The 18,035-nt window shown below is 54.0% G+C and carries 17 protein-coding genes; 13 read left to right on the top strand and 4 right to left on the bottom strand.

All coding sequences use genetic code 11. The features are described from left to right. The first annotated feature begins 255 nt into the window (after positions 1 to 255). Positions 256 to 2,331: a LysM peptidoglycan-binding domain-containing protein gene (locus J2I48_RS08900; RefSeq protein WP_207335063.1), complete on the top strand. Its 2,076-nt coding sequence runs from the start codon at positions 256 to 258 to the stop codon at positions 2,329 to 2,331. Positions 2,332 to 2,416: 85 nt separating this feature from the next. On the opposite strand, the gene J2I48_RS08895 is transcribed toward J2I48_RS08900, so the two are convergent. Further along, entirely contained in the window at positions 2,417 to 3,706 is a 1,290-nt protein-coding gene (locus J2I48_RS08895) for an anthranilate phosphoribosyltransferase (RefSeq protein ID WP_207335062.1), read from the bottom strand. Between the two features lie 151 nt (positions 3,707 to 3,857). Between J2I48_RS08895 and J2I48_RS08890 the strand changes: the two genes are divergently transcribed. The 12 genes from J2I48_RS08890 to J2I48_RS08835 all read left to right on the top strand — a co-directional run bounded on the left by J2I48_RS08890 (position 3,858) and on the right by J2I48_RS08835 (position 13,887). After that, positions 3,858 to 4,901, top strand: coding sequence for a hypothetical protein (locus tag J2I48_RS08890; protein WP_207335061.1), 1,044 nt, complete (start codon positions 3,858 to 3,860; stop codon positions 4,899 to 4,901). A 14-nt stretch (positions 4,902 to 4,915) separates the two neighbouring features. After that, positions 4,916 to 5,311: a RidA family protein gene (locus tag J2I48_RS08885; RefSeq protein ID WP_207335060.1), complete on the top strand. Its 396-nt coding sequence runs from the start codon at positions 4,916 to 4,918 to the stop codon at positions 5,309 to 5,311. Positions 5,312 to 5,331: 20 nt separating this feature from the next. Beyond that, a complete protein-coding gene (locus tag J2I48_RS08880; RefSeq protein WP_207335059.1) occupies positions 5,332 to 6,249 on the top strand; it encodes a D-2-hydroxyacid dehydrogenase in 918 nt (305 codons plus the stop codon). Positions 6,250 to 6,561: 312 nt separating this feature from the next. Next, the gene (locus J2I48_RS08875) at positions 6,562 to 7,299 is read left to right on the top strand and encodes a slipin family protein (RefSeq protein WP_207335058.1); all 738 of its coding nucleotides are present in this window, start codon (positions 6,562 to 6,564) and stop codon (positions 7,297 to 7,299) included. Between the two features lie 144 nt (positions 7,300 to 7,443). After that, positions 7,444 to 7,662: a DUF8507 family protein gene (locus J2I48_RS08870; protein ID WP_207335057.1), complete on the top strand. Its 219-nt coding sequence runs from the start codon at positions 7,444 to 7,446 to the stop codon at positions 7,660 to 7,662. Between the two features lie 2 nt (positions 7,663 to 7,664). After that, positions 7,665 to 8,069, top strand: coding sequence for a putative toxin-antitoxin system toxin component, PIN family (locus tag J2I48_RS08865; RefSeq protein WP_207335056.1), 405 nt, complete (start codon positions 7,665 to 7,667; stop codon positions 8,067 to 8,069). Positions 8,070 to 8,086: 17 nt separating this feature from the next. Next, positions 8,087 to 11,632 carry a DEAD/DEAH box helicase gene (locus tag J2I48_RS08860; RefSeq protein WP_207335055.1) on the top strand — a complete coding sequence of 1,182 codons (3,546 nt, stop codon included), beginning with the start codon at positions 8,087 to 8,089 and terminating at the stop codon, positions 11,630 to 11,632. A 48-nt stretch (positions 11,633 to 11,680) separates the two neighbouring features. Next, complete coding sequence (locus J2I48_RS08855; RefSeq protein ID WP_207335054.1) at positions 11,681 to 11,890, top strand: type II toxin-antitoxin system HicB family antitoxin; 210 nt, start codon at positions 11,681 to 11,683, stop codon at positions 11,888 to 11,890. 3 nt (positions 11,891 to 11,893) lie between these two features. Continuing rightward, positions 11,894 to 12,136, top strand: coding sequence for a type II toxin-antitoxin system HicA family toxin (locus J2I48_RS08850; protein ID WP_207335053.1), 243 nt, complete (start codon positions 11,894 to 11,896; stop codon positions 12,134 to 12,136). A 377-nt stretch (positions 12,137 to 12,513) separates the two neighbouring features. Beyond that, on the top strand, positions 12,514 to 13,110 hold the full coding sequence (locus J2I48_RS08845; protein WP_207335052.1) for a hypothetical protein: 597 nt from the start codon (positions 12,514 to 12,516) through the stop codon (positions 13,108 to 13,110). Further along, positions 13,107 to 13,295, top strand: coding sequence for a DUF433 domain-containing protein (locus tag J2I48_RS28545; protein ID WP_207335144.1), 189 nt, complete (start codon positions 13,107 to 13,109; stop codon positions 13,293 to 13,295). Before J2I48_RS08845 ends, J2I48_RS28545 begins: the two co-directional genes overlap by 4 nt. Then, positions 13,207 to 13,887 carry a hypothetical protein gene (locus tag J2I48_RS08835; RefSeq protein WP_207335051.1) on the top strand — a complete coding sequence of 227 codons (681 nt, stop codon included), beginning with the start codon at positions 13,207 to 13,209 and terminating at the stop codon, positions 13,885 to 13,887. The genes J2I48_RS28545 and J2I48_RS08835 overlap by 89 nt, the downstream gene beginning before the upstream one ends. A gap of 86 nt (positions 13,888 to 13,973) precedes the next feature. Here J2I48_RS08835 and J2I48_RS08830 read toward each other — a convergent pair whose 3' ends face one another. The 3 genes from J2I48_RS08830 to J2I48_RS08820 are packed head-to-tail and all read right to left on the bottom strand — an operon-like array spanning position 13,974 to position 17,998. Beyond that, the gene (locus J2I48_RS08830; RefSeq protein WP_229375973.1) at positions 13,974 to 15,389 is read right to left on the bottom strand and encodes a sensor histidine kinase; all 1,416 of its coding nucleotides are present in this window, start codon (positions 15,387 to 15,389) and stop codon (positions 13,974 to 13,976) included. Further along, complete coding sequence (locus tag J2I48_RS08825) at positions 15,386 to 16,072, bottom strand: transmembrane-type terpene cyclase (protein ID WP_207335050.1); 687 nt, start codon at positions 16,070 to 16,072, stop codon at positions 15,386 to 15,388. The genes J2I48_RS08830 and J2I48_RS08825 overlap by 4 nt, the downstream gene beginning before the upstream one ends. A gap of 21 nt (positions 16,073 to 16,093) precedes the next feature. Beyond that, positions 16,094 to 17,998 (bottom strand): hydroxysqualene dehydroxylase, encoded by a 1,905-nt coding sequence (locus J2I48_RS08820; protein WP_207335049.1) that lies wholly within the window; start codon positions 17,996 to 17,998, stop codon positions 16,094 to 16,096. Positions 17,999 to 18,035 lie beyond the last annotated feature (37 nt).

The following is an 18,035-nucleotide window of genomic DNA, read 5'->3' as shown; positions in this document are numbered from 1 at the left end:
GCAGGGCTTTGGATGACAGAAACACCACGTTGCCCTCTAAACTATATAACTAGTAAACGGGGGAGTAACCCCCCGTTTACTAACAAAATATTTCCCGCTTGTCGCCTTAGGCGCCAGTGGGCTTTGTGATTCTTGTTTAGTGCTTACCTTTAAACGTCGGTTGATGAGCCATACTTACGTCAGCCACCTTATTCATCAGCATTGCCCGTGTCTACAATTCGTTGTTGCCAGATTGTTTGCTTCTTCATCTGGCTTATGCCTGCTTACGGTATTGCTCAGGGGGTTCCGGTCATTGGACCAGAACTTGAATTTGCTGGTATATCGGTGGTTTTAACAACGCCAGGGCAGCAACGCTTACAACAGGAAGTAGCCCGTCTTTACGCCGACCGCACAGCCCTGCGCAATTCGCTCGAGCAGATGCGCTATGTGCAGTCAGTGCTGGAACCGCTGCTGGAAGAGCATGACGTCCCCAACGATTTCCGGTATCTATGTCTGCCCCTCACCCAACCCGGTGGCGGGTATTGGCAGGTAGATAACGCCACCAAAGCCAAGGCCCTCAACCTGCGCGTAGATGACCAGATTGATGAGCGGCTTAACGTGGCGTCAACGTCAGAGGCCGCCCTGGCCGAAATAGCCCAGCTTCATGCTGCCCAACCAAACTGGATGCTCGTGTTGCTTCAGTACGTTGGCTACCGCGCTGCCGCCAATGCCGCCACCGTCTCGCCAACTCAGTATACCCTCCCGCTCGACGCGCCAGCGGTCGTTTGGGGCACCATTGCCCGTAAGCTCGTTTTTGAGCGTGAATCGCCGCTGGTGCGGCCCATTGAGCCTTATTTGCTCTACGATTACCGCCAAAGCCGGGGCAAATCGCTGTCTACTATTGGCCGCGAACTGGGCGTTGACCAAAGCCGGTTTGTGCCGTTTAACGAATGGTTGCGGGGCCGCGTTATTCCCCTCGACAAGGCCTATCCGGTGCTGGTTCGGCTTACGCCCGGTGAGTTTTTGGGCGTTAAGAGTCAACTCAACGGCCTGGTACAAGCTAACCAACTAGGGCAATCGGGGCAGGCTGTGCAACGGACCGACATGGGTTTCCCTATTCTGAAAAAGCTGCCCGCTACCACCTCACGCGACGCCCTCACCCGGGTGTCGGCCCAGTTTTATGAGATCAATGAACTGCGTGGTATTCAGGCTCAACCCTGCGACAATGCCGTCACACTGGCTTATTACGGCAATATTTCGGTTAAATCATTTCTGGATTATAACGACCTGAATGAGCGTGATCCCGTGCGGCCCGGCGAGATTTACTACCTGGAGCGCAAAGCAAAAAAAGCCAAAATACCCTTCCACGTGGTCCAATATGGCCAGTCCATGCGCGACGTGTCGTCGGTCTACGGGGTGCGGCTGCAAAACCTGTTGCATTTCAACAACATGGAACCCAACCAGCGCGTACAGTCGGGGCGGATTCTGTGGATGCAAAAGAAGCGGCCGTCCAGTCAGCCCATTGAATACCGCAAAATGCCCGATCTGTTGCCCGAACCAGAACCCAGCGTAGCCCAGCGGGGCCTCAGCCGTGAGGACGACGAAACCCAGATCGACATGCCTGACTCACATTCAACCGTAGCGTTGGCCCGTCCCGATTCACTGAAGTACGCTGCTGCAGCCCCTCAGCCTGTGTCTACGGTGCTGTCGGTAGAAGAAACCGAGCCGGTGAAGGGCACATTTTTGCACGAGGTACGCCCCGGCGACACCTTCACGATTATTGCGCAACGGTACCGGCTTACCGTACCTGAGTTATTGAAACTCAATAACTGGCAACTCAGTAAACCGCTGGTGGTGGGCCAGCAACTGGTGGTGGGCGCTGAACCCGCGGCTATATCCACCCCCGCTACCAGCGCCAGCACTACTACTCCACCGCGGGTGGCAGGAACGCCGGTGTCTCCGCCGGTCGGCTCAGCCCGTCGGCCAACTACCCCAACAAGCCCCGCCCCAAAAAGCCGCGAATATGCTGAGTCGGTTGTGGATGTAGACAAACGGCCCGTTATGCCGACACCCGCTTCAGCCTCGACAGCCTCAGCTGGGGTGTTGGCCAAAAGTACTCCCGTTCGCCCCACAACCACCAGCAAACCAACGGCTGGCCAGCGGCTGGTCAATGAAGCCAGGGTTGAAACGCCAAAAGTCAATGGCAACTCCTACTACCATATCGTGCAGGCAGGCCAGACTGTTTACCGCGTAGCCCTCATCAATAAAGTGAGCGTACCTGACGTAATGCGCTGGAACAACCTCAGCAACTACACGATTGAAATCGGCCAGCGGATACTTATTAAGAAATGAGTGACGGTCCGACGCATCGGTGAGCGAATAGCCTGGAGCGCTTCGCACATTCACTCAATCGCTCACCGATGCGTCGGACCGTCACTCATTTCTTTATTTGCTCCTCGATCCAATCGAGGCCGCGGCCGTATAGAGCTTGAGCAAAGTAAACCCGATTGTCAAACTCAGCGTCATTGGTCTGGCTTTCAGACAGATACTTACGTACTAACCGGGCGTTGTCACCGGCCTGTGGCTGCACTACCTCGGCATCGGTAGCGGTATGGAACTGGGCGAAATAAGGTCGGTCGGCGTCGAAATTTTGGAACGCCAGGTGGTTGGTTTTGGTGCGCACGGCACAGAGCACCCCCGTGGCCCGCGAAGTAGCTGGTGCCAATGACCCTTCCAGCCCCCGTTTCAACACGATGGCCCCGTCGAAACCCGCCATCAGCGCCAGTTCAGCCATTTTCATCTGGTAGGTAATATGAAATACCGACGTCACCAGAATCTGGGCGCGGGCCGGGTTGAGCACTTTTTCCAGCGTCGACAAGAATGGGCGTTTTAGCAGCACCCGCCGCCGGTCTACCCACCTATCCAGCGCGGGCGAAAGGGCTTTTTGGTCCAGTACCCAACCGTAGGGCGTGAGCGGTTCGGTCAATTCATGCCCGCTTTGCAGAAACGAACAGCCCAGGTGCATGTATAGATCGTAGGCGTTGAGGGTTTGTTTTGGTCCCGGTGTGCGCCCCACCATCGCCAGCGGCTGGTAGTTTCGTTGCTGAAAAAAATGGGCCAGCAACGGGGTAATCAGGTACGAATGGTCAACCCCGTCAAACGGTTCGGCTAGTTGCACGATGGGTTGGTCAGCCACGGGCGGTACTTTCTGAAAACCAGGTGCCAGCGTAGCCATCGCCGCCTGATACAGCCCCTGATATTCGTCGTTCGATTCGTGCCGTACGCGCATGATGCTCACCGCCAGCCCCCGAAACGTGTCGCAGTCGGTTTCGCGGTTCTGTTCGCCAAAGAGGTAGTCGCCCAGTTGCCGGGCCTCGCTGATTTGCAAATGATGCCCCCGGATGAGTTTGGTGGCAACGGGCATCAACATAAGCGGCAGGGTAGGGCAGAGTTTATTGACCAGAAACGTGGGGTGCGAAAAAGCGTCGCGGCCAAAGCAAGTCTCCAGCGTACGTTCGGCCTCGGTAGGGCCTTTGGTTAGCAGTGCCCCAATGAAGGCCCCAACTTGAAGTAAGTCACCATTGCCGGATAGCAACACAGCGCGGCATTCTTCCAGCAAATCAGGCGGTAGGGGCTTACTACCATACTTACCAATCCCGATGAGTTTAATGCCCCGGCCCAGTGGGGTGTCGCCCGGCGCAAGCGAGGGACTAGCGGCTGTCTGCATGGCTGGAGATTACATTTGGCAAAAGTGCTCATCTGCCTCTTTTGTTCAGGAATTTTTTTGCCGTTGTGTAGCTGTAAGTCAGGGAATGAATTTCCTTACCCTTTCTGATTAGTTATCTTAGCTGGTAGCCCGATTGGGTCATAAAAAGGCCATGATCATAACCTATTCCGGCGTTCATCGAACCACCATCTTTGCTTTACTGACGGCCTGCCTGATCGGCGTTGAGATGGCGCTTGCCCGATCAACCGTTTTCAGCCAGCATCCCTCGCTACTGTCCTTCGGCATTTTATTCGACTGTACGGTGGTGGTTACGCTGCTTTTCTACGGCTTGGTAGCCCGTCCGCTGCGTTTACCCTCCAGCCGAACAATATTGGTTGCACTGGCTATGTTGCGAGTGGCGTTGTTTATCTTACCTACCACGCCGCCCACCCCAGAGCTAAGTCTGCCAATACTGGCTGGATTACTGGAGGGGTGTTTACTGGTAATGACGGTTTTACGTATACGCACCATCCGGCAGACGTATCGTGCTCTGCGTCCTACCCACGGCATTGAAATGGCCATACTGGGGGCTTTCGCTACTGTTTTTGGCGAAAACGCAGCTGTCATTATCTTGTCGGAAGGGCAGGTGATGTACTACGCGCTATTCAACTGGCGTAAACCCGCCAATTTGCCGACAGGCGCCACGGCCATCACTACCCACCGTGAATCGGGACAGGTGGCCCTACTAGCTGGGCTGCTGAGCGTGGGGTTGATTGAAGCCGCAGCCATGCATGTTGTGCTGGCGCACTGGTGGCCCACGGTAGCGTTTTGGGCTACATTGGCGAGCCTTTATAGCTGCCTGATTGTTCTGGCTATCATCAACGCCATTCGGAAACGGCCTTCTTTCTGTACTGAAACGGCCCTGCACCTGCGCCTGGACATACGCTGGCAGGTCATCATTGCCCGCACCAGCATAATAGCTATAACGCCAATCTCAGAAAAGCCTGCCAAACAACCAGGCTTGCTCAACGCGTCGCTACTTACGGCCCCAAACGTGCTTATTACCCTCCGTGAACCAGTGGTTGTGACGGGTATGTATGGCCTTAGCCGCACGGTGAAGCAGGTTTCACTGTTCGTTGACGATAGAACAGAGTTTACAGTCTTCTGTCGCTTCACCTGTAGTAGCTTGCAGACGCGAAGCAACAGAAGACCGTAAACTGTAAACTCCCTATGTCTAGACAAAACGTACTTTCCGGCTCACCCTGGGAAGATAAAATGGGCTACTGCCGAGCCGTCAAAATTGGCAATGTCATTGAAGTGTCGGGTACGGTAGCCATCGTGGATGGTGAGACCGTGAAGGCCGATGACATCTACGCCCAAACCAAAAATATCCTCGACCGTATTGCCAACGTGCTGGCAGGTCTGGGTGCGTCTATGAGCGACGTAGTCCGCACCCGCATGTTTACCACCGACGTGTCGCGCTGGCAGGAAATTGCCAAAGCTCACGGCGCTGTTTTCGGCGAAATCAAACCGACCACCAGCATCTACCAGATCAGCGCACTCATCAGCCCCGAATACCTCATCGAAATCGAATTCACAGCCATTGTTGATGGGGGACGCGGATGACGCGTTCCGCCTTCATTCTTATGAAGATCTTCATTTACACATCACTCAACGAAAGCAATCAGGCCGTTCTCCGTCAGCGAATCGGCAATGACCACACCCTGACTTTCCGCAGCGCCGCTACGCCCGCCCCACCGGCAGACGTGGCCGTGCTCATGGGCAACCCACCTACGGAGCAGGTTCGAGCACTTAGCAACCTCAGGTTCTGGCAGTTAGACTCAGCCGGTTTCGATAAGTATGCGGGCATAAAGCTGGCTATTCCCGTTTGCAACATGGGCGATTTTTTCGCCTGGCCCTGCGCCGAAACCATTGTAGGGGCCGTACTGGCGCTCTACCGCCGCCTTGATGAACTGGCTGTGCAACAGCGGGCAAAAAACTGGATCGGTGTGCCGTTGCGCTACACCATGCACACCCTGCACCGACAACGGGTAGTGATCCTGGGGGCAGGCACCATTGGGCAGGCCGTGCGGTCTATTCTGAGTGGTTTTCAGTGCCAGATAAGCTTGTTGGCCCGTACGAATCCCGCTGCCAATCTACACAGCCCGGACGACCTGCTAGCCGCTCTACCCACCACCGATTTACTCATCAACACCCTCCCCGGCTCGGTCGATGGGTTTGTGTCGGCAGAGGTGATTGCAGCCATGAAACCAGGTAGTTTTTTTGCCAACGTGGGTCGCGGCAACACTGTAGACGAGGCCGCGCTGATTGCCGCTTTGCAGAATGGCCACCTCGGCGGGGCGGCGCTGGACGTAACGGCACAGGAACCTTTGCCTGCTGACAATTCGCTTTGGGCCATGCCCAACGTCCTGCTCACGCAGCATACGGCCGGGGGGCAACGCGGTGAAGATGAGGGCAAAGTGGCGCAGTTCATTCACAGTTTCGGCCAGTTTATTCGCGGCGAAACACCTGATAATCAAGTAGATCTGGAACGCGGTTATTAGTTTTTGCCAGTTGCTCTCGTCAAAACTTTTCCGAATGTTGGAACGTTGAGGCTCCAACCGCCACCTGCTTCAAACAGGAACTTGCCATAGAGCAGGGTATTGCGGAGGCAAGTTCCAGAGGTTCGATTCCTCAAGTACACTGGTCGTACCGTCGGAAGACAACTGGATGAAGTGAAGGACCAAGTGGCAACACTTAACCTGGTTCGGGTTTGCAGGGCAGCAGATACCGCCCGGCCATTGGTCGGGCTTACGTTGCACTCCCCCGATTTGGGTGTCCTTCATTTCTTTTTCTATCATCAACTCCAGCTTACCATGAGTTTATTCTCGCTGAAAAAGACATATCAGGTCAGGCCAAATCAGGCAGGGTATCTTTATCGTAACAACGTATTTAAGCAGGCCTTGCCCGCCGGCCGACACGAGATCAGCGATTGGCGTAATCGTACGTTTATGGTTACCGTACCCACGGTCAGTAAACTGATTACGATAACGAACCAGGAAGTGCTATCGAAAGACAACATAGCCCTGCGTTTTTCCTATACGATCCGCTACCATATTGCCGACGGACTGATTTTTCTGTCTCACCATGATTTCCAGCATACTGTTGACCAGACAGTACACCATCTGGAAGCCCAGCTTGCCGCCATTTGTCAGGTACCTGTCCGCAACCGGATTGCAGCATTGGAAAGCGAAGTAATGAATGAAAAACGGGCCGAACTCGTTGATTTTGAGCTAACCGACGTTCAGAACTCGGTGCGTGGTTTAGGCATCGTTGTTGAGCAGATCGACCTGCGTGATTTAACGTTTCCGAAAGCTATTCAGGACCTATTTGCCCGACAACTGGAGGCCAAGATCCGCGCCAAGGCTGACCTCGAAAACGCCCGCACGGTGGTGGCTACGTCACGGGCACTGAAGAATGCGGCTGACCTCATGAAAGATGATACCAACATTCGCTTTTTTCAGATGATGGAGATGATCACAAAGATTGCTGCAAAAGGTAAGCACACGTTTGTTGTTGGTGATATGCAACAACTCACAAAGACGACACCCTAAACAAGCGGTGCTGGATAAGCTGTACTTAACGACGTTTTCCGTTTTCATACCCTTTCGGCGTTACCCCGTACCTTTGCGGTTTTCACGGAACGGTTGAACCGTCTTTTGCCCATTTTTTGTTAAACTCCGAAGCAACATCTGGTTATGGAATCGCAAGCAGCACCTAGAGGCAGACTGAATGCCCTGCAAATCAGCCTACTAAGACTGTTCGACCGTGGCATGACCGACGAGCAAATCCTGGAGTTGAGACGGGTGTTGGTAACCCATTATTCGGCCTTGCTGCACGATGAGGTTGAGCGGGTAATTCAGGAGAAAGGCTATACCAATGACGACTTTGAGCGGATGCTCAATAGCCCATCTTAATAATGCGGGTTGTTATTGACACCAATTGCTTACTTGCTTCGATTCCCCCGCGCAACCCTGCCTATGCGTTGTACAAAGCATTTGTAGCAGAGCAATTTACATGGGTTGTCAGCAATGAAATCCTGACAGAATACGCTGAACAACTGACATTGATGTACTCATCAGTGACAACAGATTTAGTTTTAACTATTCTGACGATTGCGCCTAACACCCTCTTCCAGGAAGCTTATTTCAAGTGGCAGCTTATTGAGCAGGATCATGACGACGACAAATTCGTTGACGTAGCTATTGCCGCAGGGGCCGATTATTTAGTAACCAATGACGGCCATTTTGACATTTTAAAAACTATTGACCTACCTAAAGTAACGGTGGTCTCGTTGCAGGAATTTCTTGCGTTGATCAATTAATTCGTACACATTTTCGCATGGCCGAACGCATTACGTATGGAAAGACCTGGTGGGGGCAGCAGTGGCTACAGGCACTCACCCGCATCGATGAAGCCAACCGCCTGCCACGGGGCAAAACCTACGCCAACAAGGGCGCCGTTCGTGCCCTGAAAATCGACACCAACCAACTCAGTGCGCAGGTACAGGGCAGCAAACCCCGGCCCTATAAGGTGAAAATGACGGTGCCGCTATTCGACGCCAACGAGAAAAAAGCCCTCCTCACCGAGATCCGCAACAACCCGGCCCTGCTGGCGCAGTTGCTCAACCGGCAGCTTCCGCCCGATTTGATTCAGTTTGCCGACAAGCGGGGTATCCGGCTCTTTCCGCGGTCGTTTTCCGAGTTGCAGGCGGGTTGCTCCTGCCCCGACTACGCCATGCCCTGCAAGCACCTAGCCGCAGTTATCTATTTGATGGCCAACGAGATAGACCAGAATCCGTTTCTGGTTTTTGGGCTGAAAGGCCTCGACCTCCTGGCCGAACTCCCCACCGACGCCATCGGCAGCGGAGGCATGGAAACGGTCCTGTCGGCGCATAGTCTGCTTACGGATGATCTGCCCGGTTCGGCGGGCGAAGAAGACGACTGGAAACCCAACGATACCGACCGGGCCGCCCTCGACTTTGCCACGCTGCCCACCCTGGCCGACTCGCTGCTGGGCCTGCTGGAACCCGAAACGACCTTTACGAAAAGCAACTTTCTGAAAGACCTCGGCAAGGCCTATAAGCTCTTTGCCAAACCCATGCAGGACAAAGTGGTGGTGAGCCACCCCGAACCAAGCGACAGCCTGGAACTGCAACTGGATGAACTGCTCGACCTGCGGAAGATCAATATTTTCAGCGAGCATGGCGACGCCCGGCCCCTCCCTCATTTCGCCATTGCCGACCTGATGGGCTGGCTCGCCGACCTCACCGACGCCGATTGGCCCGACATGAGCGACTCGGTACGCGCCCTATACCTCACCCGTCAGTTTACCGTTGCCCTGATCCGGCGGGGGGCCATCGTGCCGCAAATTCTGCGCATCGGCACCGACGAAAACCAGTACCGGGTGAGGTGGGTACCCGCCACGCTCAACGAAACCGTTCGGCGGCAGGTAGACCTGATAGCCACGCAGCTACCGCCCGAACTGCTCAACGTTCGCTGGCAGAAAGACATTCTGGTGCCCGCTTCGCCAACAGAACAGGTGCTGATGCTCAGCAGCTTACTACTCCGTCAGCCTGTTCGGCAGCCCACCGTGGAACTCTGGGAACGCTGGCCGCTGGAAGATGCCGATCGGCTGTTTTTCGGGCAGGAGATCCTGAAATTCGAGGGGTTCGGCAAGCGCGAAAAGCCCCTGGCCATGCAGCTCTGGCTCAACGATTTCTTCCTGGGCCAAAAGCGGTTTGTGCCCATTCTGGCGGTTGAGGACTCCGAGTTTGGCGATGTGTTTAAGCTCAGCCTGCTCATCCGCGACCGGCAGGCCGAAGATGCCGCCGCGGCACCCGTGCCCCTGACCGAGATTCTGGACGAGTCGAAACACGCCAAGATCAGGATGGCCGTCTTGCAGGATCTGCTCGTGCTGTCGCGGCACTTCCCGGATCTGTCGAAGCTGACAAAGAAAAATGGCCCGACGTACCTGAGCTATGCGCCTGACGATTTTGTTAAGATTTTGCTCGAAACCCTGCCCCGGATGCAGCTCCTAGGTATTTCGCTGCTGCTGCCGAAGTCGCTGCAACACTGGGTTCGTCCGCAGGTGGGGGCGCGGCTGAAGGCCAAGGTATCGGCCAGCAACGCGTTCATGAAACTCGACGATATGCTCACCTTCGACTGGCAGGTGGCCCTCGGCGACGACTTTGTGAGTGCCAGCGAGTTTCAGACGCTGGTAGACAACCGGACGGGGCTGGTGAAGATCAAAGACCAGTACGTACTCATCGACCCCAACGATTTTGCACGGCTGCAAAAGCAACTCGCCAAACCACCCGAACTGACCGGCTCGGATCTGCTCCGAGCCGCCCTGGCCGAAGAGTTTCAGGGCAACCGCGTAGGCATCGGGGCCGACGTGCGGGAGCTATTGAAGCAGTTTACCGACACCGCCGCCCAGCCCCTGCCCGACCACCTCAACGCCCAGCTTCGGCCCTACCAGCAGCGCGGTTACGACTGGCTCGTGAAGAACACAGCCCTGGGTATGGGTAGCCTCCTGGCCGACGACATGGGCCTGGGTAAGACGCTTCAGGTAATCACGTTATTGCTCAAATTCAAGCAGGAAGGCCGTTTTCTGAAGCAAAAGGGCCTGGTGGTACTACCTACCACGCTGCTCACCAACTGGCAAAAAGAAATTGCCCGCTTTGCCCCCGACCTGAAAGCGCACGTCTTTCACGGCCCCAACCGCAAACTGCCGGAATCGGGCAAGAGGGCCACCGATTCGGGCAATGCCTACGACATCCTGCTGACCACCTACGGCGTGGTACGGTCAGACATAGAGACGTTCAAAAAACACACCTGGGCGGTACTGATTATCGACGAAGCGCAGAACATCAAAAACAATGATACCGAGCAGACAAGGGCCGTGAAAACGCTGAAATCGGGCATTCGGATTGCGCTCAGCGGTACCCCCGTAGAGAACCGACTGTCGGAGTTCTGGAGCATCATGGACTTCGTGAACCGGGGCTACCTGGGGGGCATGAGCAAGTTCAACGAAGAGTTCGGCAAGCCTATTCAGCAGGAGCGCGATGGGCAAAAACTCGACCTGTTCCGGCGCGTGACCAGTCCGTTTCTGCTCCGCCGCCTCAAAACCGACAAGAGCATCATCACCGACCTGCCCGACAAGATCGAGAACAATCAATACTGCGCCTTGACGTCGGAACAGGCCGCGCTGTATCAGAGCGTGGTGTCGGAAAGTATGCGGGCTATTGAAGAAAAAGACGGCATTGCCCGGCGCGGCCTGGTGCTGAAGCTGATGACGGCGCTGAAGCAGATTGGCAACCACCCGCACCAGTATCTGAAGAAGGGCAATCAGAATCCGGCCCTTTCCGGCAAGGTGCAGATGCTGCTCAATTTGCTCGAAACGATCTACGCCAGCCACGAGAAGGTGCTGATTTTCACGCAGTACCGCGAAATGGGTGAACTATTGCAGAGCTTCATTCAGCAGGCGTTCGGGCAGGAGCCGTTGTTTCTGCACGGGGGTACCTCCCGCCCCGACCGCGACGAGATGGTGGATATGTTCCAGAAAAACCGCTCCGACCATACGTTTATTCTGTCGTTGAAAGCGGGCGGCACGGGCCTCAACCTCACCCAGGCTAACCATGTCATCCATTTCGACCTCTGGTGGAACCCCGCCGTAGAGAATCAGGCCACCGACCGCGCCTTCCGCATTGGGCAAACCAAGAACGTGCTGGTGTACCGTCTCATGAACCAAGGCACGCTGGAAGAAAAAATAGACGCCATGATCCGTTCCAAAAAAGAACTCGCCGACCTCAGCGTGAAAACCGGCGAAACCTGGCTCGGTGACCTCAACGATGATGAGCTGAAGGAGCTGGTCAGTTTGGGGTAGTTGCGGAACTAACCGAGTTGGCCTATCTTAGTGAAAATAGAAACTGACATGACCGAGATCATTTTTGTGGTTCACGAAGCCGAAGAAGGCGGCTACTATGCCAAGTCGGAAGGACCAGCCATTTTCGCGGAAGGCGATACCGTCGAGGAGTTGAAGGCAAACATCAAAGGCGGCGTAGAATGCTATTTCGACAATGGCGCAGAAATGCCGAAATTGGCCCATCTGCACTTTGTCAAAGACGAAGTGTTCGCGCTTTAATTCATGAAAACGCCCCGCGACGTTTCTGGTAAAGACCTCATAAAATTGCTCAAACGCTTCGGTTACGAAGTAGTTAGCCAAAATGGTAGCCACATCAAAGTGACAACAGAACAGAATGGCCAGCACCATATTGCCGTGCCCAATCACGACCCGATCAAGATTGGTACGCTCAACGGAATCCTCTCCGAAGTAGCCCGTCATTTTGGTTTAGCTAAAGATGAGGTAGCGCAAACACTGTTTGGTTAACTTACACCACCTCAGCGTGAAAACCGGCGAAACCTGGCTTGGCGATTTGAGCGACGACGAGTTGAAGGAACTTGTCAGTTTGGGCTGAGAATTTTCGTAACTTACAACTATGAGCACTGCTATTCTGGAGACCGAACAATTGCCTAGCCGCCTCTCGCGAGCTGAGAAAGCCGTAAGAAAATTTCTTTCTGTATCCTCTTCTTAGGTTCTTAAAAAGCCTCCTGGATGGGACTAACTAACCCATGATTCTTTTTTTGCGACATTTAGGACAACAAACAATCGTTTAACTCTTAATTGTACTTATTGCTTGATTACTATAAAGTTGACTTGACTACCAGCTTTTCACAATTCTTCAGCACGTAATTGACCTCTACAGGATGGAAAATTTAGACTACGATCAACTTAAATCTTTGTTCAAGAGAGTAGAGGGAGACATTACTTTACAAAACTTAAGAAAAGACATAGCTAATAAACTCATGAAAAATTATCCAACTTACGAAACAGCTGAGTTTTTGTTAGACAGTTATCCCGGTATGGTGACTGCATTCACAAATAGAATCGGTCCAGAAACAATAGAATTTGAAAATAAACTTCAAACATGGGTCGGTAAAATGATTTTAAAAGCCAGGCCAGATTTAAAGCATGTGTACAAGGTTTTTAAAACCTGTAACAGTAATAATACAGAATTACAGGAGTTGGCAGGATTTGAAGTTATTGATCTGTGTATGAAATTGGAATTCGATGAATTTGATATTAGTAAAATATGGTACGTTTTTAATCATGCACGTAAAGGTTCTGAACTACAATTCAAAGCGGCTAGTATATTACTAACCGAAATCGGAATACATTCATCATCCGTACAGACTATTTTAGATATTGCGCCCGCTGGGTCTGAATTAGAGAAGGATGCTAAACGTCAATTACAAATTTCTAAAGAATATGAAGATCAGGAATACGATAGTGGATTTGAATAACAATTGCCAAAACCCGCATTCCAGTTTGGGTATTAGAACAAGCCCGTCGTCTTGGTGCTACCGAAGCTGATTTATTGCTGGCATATCCCACGCTGTATGCTGCCGATCTGGCCAATGCCTGGGCTTATGCGCGTACCAACGCCACTGAAATTGACCAAGCCATCGCTGAAAACGAAGCTGATTAATAAGGCGGTATCTTTACCGAAAGAATCTTCCGTCACGGCCATGCTTCTCTACGGTCAACTTACGTTTCAGGAGTTGCGCGACCGGTTTGGGATTGTGGTTGAAAATGAGGCGTTTTTGCCTGCTATAACGCCGCTGGTGTTACCAGATTGGCTACGGCATTACCTGACGATCAATCAGTTATCGCCTGCGATGGCTAAATCGGAGAAGGCGGTGTCGGAGATGTTGATAGCGCCGGTTCTGTCGGCAGTGAAAGAAAACAATGCTGATAAGATTGCCTTGTTTTCGGGAGATTCACTCACCATGCCCGGCGAATCATCCGGCATTTGTGATTTCATCATCGCGGCTAACCCCAAGGCGTTCCTGCCCGAACCGCCCATTATCGTGCTGGTCGAAGCTAAGCGACAGGATTTGTACAGCGGTATTCCCCAGTGTGTGGGCGAAATGCGGCCGCCCGGAGCGTTAACGAACGGGCTGGTATTCCTTATGAAGCCGTTTACGGCTGTGTCACAACCGGCAACGAATGGCTCTTCATGCAACTCAGTGGCAACCGCGCCATCACCGACCCAACTATCCTGTATTACCCCCAACTAGATCGGGTACTGGGCGTTTTCCAATGGATAATCAGCCAATTTGATTAGAACCGTGATGACCACCGCAGCCATTGCTCACTACCTGCATCAACCCGGAATGGTGATGGTGAACGTGGTGCCTTGGCCTTCGGTGCTCACTACGGTGAGGGTGCCGTTGTGGCCTTTGGTGATGATGTCGTAGGCCAGCGACAGGCCCAGGCCCGTGCCCTGACCGCTGGGTTTGGTGGTGAAAAAGGGCTGAAATATCTTGGTCTGTAGCGCCTCGGGCATACCCATACCGTTGTCGCCGATGTGTACCATTACCTGTTTACCCCGGCGCTCGGTGCGCACGGTCACGGCAGGGTGGTAGCCAGGCTCGCCCAACCCAGCCCGTGTCTGCGTAGCGTAGAAAGCATTGTTAAAAATATTGAGCAGCACCCGGCCCATATCTTGTGGCACCAGACTCACCAGCCCAACGGTGGGGTCGGCTATGAGTTCATGGTGCGCCGTAAATCGATCCGTCGAACCGGTTTTGTCTTTGGCACGAATGCCGTGGTAAGCTAGTGTCAGGTACTCGTCGGCCAAGGCGTTCAAATCAGTCGCGGCGCGTTGACCGGTGCTGGCGCGGCTGTGTTCCAGCATACCCCGCACAATATTGGACGCCCGCAGACCGTGATGCGCAATTTTCTGGAGGTTCTGCGTCAGGTTGGTCATGAGGCTATCTTCCAGATCGTAGTCCCGAACGGGCCGCTGACGCTCTTCATTCAGTTCCTGAATAATATCGACCGATACTTCGGCGAAGTTGCCCACAAAATTGAGCGGGTTCTGAATCTCGTGGGCAATCCCCGCCGTCAACTCACCCAGCGAGGCCATCTTTTCAGCCTGAATCAGTTGGTTCTGCGTAATCCGCAATGTGTCGAGCGACTGCCGGAGTTCGATGCGGAGTTCTTCCTGCTTCCGCAGAAAGCCGTCGATCAACATATAGATGATGATCGAAATAAAGATGAGGTTGGCCGTAAAAAAAAGCGTGACTACGTAGCCAGGCAACCGGGTGGCGGGGGGCGTGGTTGACAATTCCCAGACACCACCCACTAATACCACTACGATGAAGAGGTAAAAGAAGAGCCGGGCCGTTTTGCGGGTTACAAACGTGAGGGCAATAACGGGGGTAATAAAACTGGCTAGGATAACTATGCTGCTCTCCACAAACCCACCTACCAGGATGTGATTGACCAGGGGAGCCAGCAGAATCAGGCCAAGCTGAAGGTATTTGTAAACGTTGAAATTGTGGGTAATGGCCAGATACCCCAGTGCAAACACAAATGAAATGATGTAGCTGCCCGACGACAGGGTCATGCTGGGGAAGCCCAGCCAGACGTAGATAAGGCAGTAGATTACACCGAATATGGCCGTAAAAAATCCCAGTTGCACGGCAGTGGTACGCCGGGTGTACTCTTCAGTATCCAGGTCGACGAAACCCAGGTTATTCCAGAGGTATTTTTTCCAAAATACGGGTGATGTCATGTAGGGGTTGCCTTTCGTGTGTTGTTGGCAAGCTGTCTTCGCGCCTCAACAAATGAATAGAGGAAAACTACATCGAAAATAGTTGTTAGTACACACAAAGACAGCAAAAAGCCGTCGGTAAAATGCAGGAAACAGAATACGTTGATTAGCAAGTTACCTATCGCTTTAGCCCAGCTAGAAGAGTACGAAAACAACGTCCAGTTGTTCAGTCGCAACGCCAGCGGGATATACGTAGCCGAGATCATCACGTTCAGAATATAGCCCGAATAGGCCCCTATGTGGCTGATGGGCGCATCGTAGATCTTGATGTAATAATACAACACCGGTGCCCAGCAAACGATACCAAACGCCACCAGCCACGGTGCTATGCGCGTTAGCGAGGGGATCGAGATCTGCTTGTAGCCGTAGCGAAACGCGCCGTAGACGATGAGGCAATCCATGAAAAACCAGACCCGGTACCCCCACATAAACAGGGCACCCATGTTGGTAACAAACACCCAGCTCCAAAGAAACTCCCAAACAATGTTGCCCGTGATTGTCACCACCGGAATATCGACGAACTGGTGTCGGAAGATGTTTCGCAGGGTGAAATAATAAACCACGATCCAAAGAAAGCACCCCGCCCCAAACAGGATCAGTTCCAGCGTAGTGTAATCGACAGTGTTAATAAATGCCTGGTTCATAACTAGTTATTGTTGTCTTGTTTATTTTCCCCGCACCCACGACGTCACAAACGTCCAGGCGGTGTAGGCCAGGAACCCGGCTCCGTAGATCAGGCCCCAAACTACCATGATGGCGTTGAGCCAGCCGGGGGCTTTGCCGTAGGGCATCCCGTGCCGGTAGCGCCAGAGGTCATACCATTTCAGGGGCAGAAAGAACACGGGTTCGTGGAGTTGCCAGACATCGCAATAGGGGGCGCTGCTGCCCGACGCGGCAATGATGCTGTTGACGGCCCGGCGGGCGGCTTCGTTGGCCCCTTCCATAGTGGCCAGGTCGGTGCTGGTGCGCACGTAGTCGGAGGCCAGAAACAGGTTGTTCAGGCCGTCGAGGTAGGTGTCGGGGCGTTGAAACCAGCTGTTGACGGTGTTCACCAGCAGCGGTTCGTGGTTCACCAGTTTGTCGCTGACGTCCGATTTCTTACCCACTACCGATGCACCGGGGTCGGTGGCGGTGGGCGGTAGCTCTTCGTTGAGCGAGTGGTCGAGGTAGAAGCCTTTGTAGGGAACGCCGTGGTCCTTATAGGTAGCATAGCGCATCTCGTCGCGGAGGAGCACCTTGCCGTCTACGTTCAGGCTGCGCTTCAGCTGCGCCCACACCCGGTCAGCAATTTCGTCGAAGGTCTGGCAGTCTTTGGCCATCATGGGGGGCAAACCCGGCTCGGCAGGGCTGAGGCTTTCCCAGTCCGACACGTCGACCGAGAAAATGGTTTTCACCTGCCCGTCGCTCCGCCCGCTCATGTCGAAATCGGCCCAAAATGGCAGCTGCGAAATGGAAGTAAGCGCCCACTCGCTGTCGACGTAGATGCAGTGGCCTTTTACAATCTCGACTTCCTCATTGAGGTAGAACTGAATCCCATTCATCCAGGCCACGTCTTTGGCTAGGTCGTCGAGGTGCTGAAGGCTACCCACCTGCTGCTTAACGGTATCGCTCAGTACCACGGCAGTTACCTCCACGGGCGTGGCCAACAGGTAATAATCGCCCTGGGCGGGTGGGTCGTAGGCGGTGCCCTTTTGCCAGTCCTGAATCGTTACGGACTGCACTTTTCCCTTGTCACAGACCACCTCTTCCACCAGCGCGCCTTTAAAAAATCGAACGCCTTTACTCACCAGATACGCCTCCCAGGGTTCTATCCAGACCTGGGTGGTGGGGCCGTTGAGTACCCGGTCGGTGTGCATGCCGGGGTTGGCAATGTTGAAGAGCAGCTGGATGAAAATGTCGCCGCCGGTTTTGGTACTGGCCTTTTTGGCGTTGGCGGCCACCAGCGTGCGCGTGAGGCCCTCTACCAGCAGGTGCTGGTAGGCCGGGCTGTGGCTGTCGGCTTCCATATATTGCCACCAGCCCACTTTTTCGTAGTCCAGGTCGCGCCGCCGTTGACTGGAGGTCATTAATTGCCAGACTTTTTCGGCAAAAAAACGGGCCTCGCCGGGCAGCAGGCCCGTATCGTGGGTGTGCAGCACGGCAATGGCCGCCTCAATGTCGGCCAGCGATTTGGGAAAGCTGACAATGGTGATGATGGGCGCTTTACCGTTACGGAAAATGCCCACCCGCGTTACGTCGACGAGGTTGTCAAACACGCCCTGCGGGTTTTTCTTACCCGACGGTGCCGTGTACGGAATGCGCTTCATGGTGTCGGTGATGTGCCGGTAGAAGCCGGGGAAAAACCGAAAGCCGTGTTCGCCGGGTAGCGACCGGCTGCTCATGCCGGGGGCCGACGGGTGGTCGCCGTTGGGGTCCGTGGGGTCCGAGCCGGGGACGTTTACGCTGCGGGCCTTTCCGCCCAGGTAAACGGGTTTTTTCTCGTAGACATCAACACTGAAGCCGCGTTCGATCAGCTCATGGGCGGCGCTCATCCCGGCGACACCGCCACCGAGAATAACAACTTTAGGCATGAAATCAGGAGGTTAAGTACGTTTGACAGCAAGATAA

The organism is Fibrella aquatilis (genome assembly GCF_017353255.1).
In the GTDB taxonomy this organism is placed as follows: domain Bacteria; phylum Bacteroidota; class Bacteroidia; order Cytophagales; family Spirosomataceae; genus Fibrella; species Fibrella aquatilis.
Note: the sequence above shows the minus strand (reverse complement) of the source record. Positions and strands in the feature narration are given on the sequence as shown.

Coding starts and splice junctions, on each gene's coding strand:
- J2I48_RS08900 (WP_207335063.1), top strand. CDS start 256: ATGCCTGCTTACGGTATTGCTCAGGGGGTTCCGGTCATTGGACCAGAA.
- J2I48_RS08895 (WP_207335062.1), bottom strand. CDS start 3,706: ATGCAGACAGCCGCTAGTCCCTCGCTTGCGCCGGGCGACACCCCACTG.
- J2I48_RS08890 (WP_207335061.1), top strand. CDS start 3,858: ATGATCATAACCTATTCCGGCGTTCATCGAACCACCATCTTTGCTTTA.
- J2I48_RS08885 (WP_207335060.1), top strand. CDS start 4,916: ATGTCTAGACAAAACGTACTTTCCGGCTCACCCTGGGAAGATAAAATG.
- J2I48_RS08880 (WP_207335059.1), top strand. CDS start 5,332: ATGAAGATCTTCATTTACACATCACTCAACGAAAGCAATCAGGCCGTT.
- J2I48_RS08875 (WP_207335058.1), top strand. CDS start 6,562: ATGAGTTTATTCTCGCTGAAAAAGACATATCAGGTCAGGCCAAATCAG.
- J2I48_RS08870 (WP_207335057.1), top strand. CDS start 7,444: ATGGAATCGCAAGCAGCACCTAGAGGCAGACTGAATGCCCTGCAAATC.
- J2I48_RS08865 (WP_207335056.1), top strand. CDS start 7,665: ATGCGGGTTGTTATTGACACCAATTGCTTACTTGCTTCGATTCCCCCG.
- J2I48_RS08860 (WP_207335055.1), top strand. CDS start 8,087: ATGGCCGAACGCATTACGTATGGAAAGACCTGGTGGGGGCAGCAGTGG.
- J2I48_RS08855 (WP_207335054.1), top strand. CDS start 11,681: ATGACCGAGATCATTTTTGTGGTTCACGAAGCCGAAGAAGGCGGCTAC.
- J2I48_RS08850 (WP_207335053.1), top strand. CDS start 11,894: ATGAAAACGCCCCGCGACGTTTCTGGTAAAGACCTCATAAAATTGCTC.
- J2I48_RS08845 (WP_207335052.1), top strand. CDS start 12,514: ATGGAAAATTTAGACTACGATCAACTTAAATCTTTGTTCAAGAGAGTA.
- J2I48_RS08835 (WP_207335051.1), top strand. CDS start 13,207: ATGCTGCCGATCTGGCCAATGCCTGGGCTTATGCGCGTACCAACGCCA.
- J2I48_RS08830 (WP_229375973.1), bottom strand. CDS start 15,389: ATGACATCACCCGTATTTTGGAAAAAATACCTCTGGAATAACCTGGGT.
- J2I48_RS08825 (WP_207335050.1), bottom strand. CDS start 16,072: ATGAACCAGGCATTTATTAACACTGTCGATTACACTACGCTGGAACTG.
- J2I48_RS08820 (WP_207335049.1), bottom strand. CDS start 17,998: ATGCCTAAAGTTGTTATTCTCGGTGGCGGTGTCGCCGGGATGAGCGCC.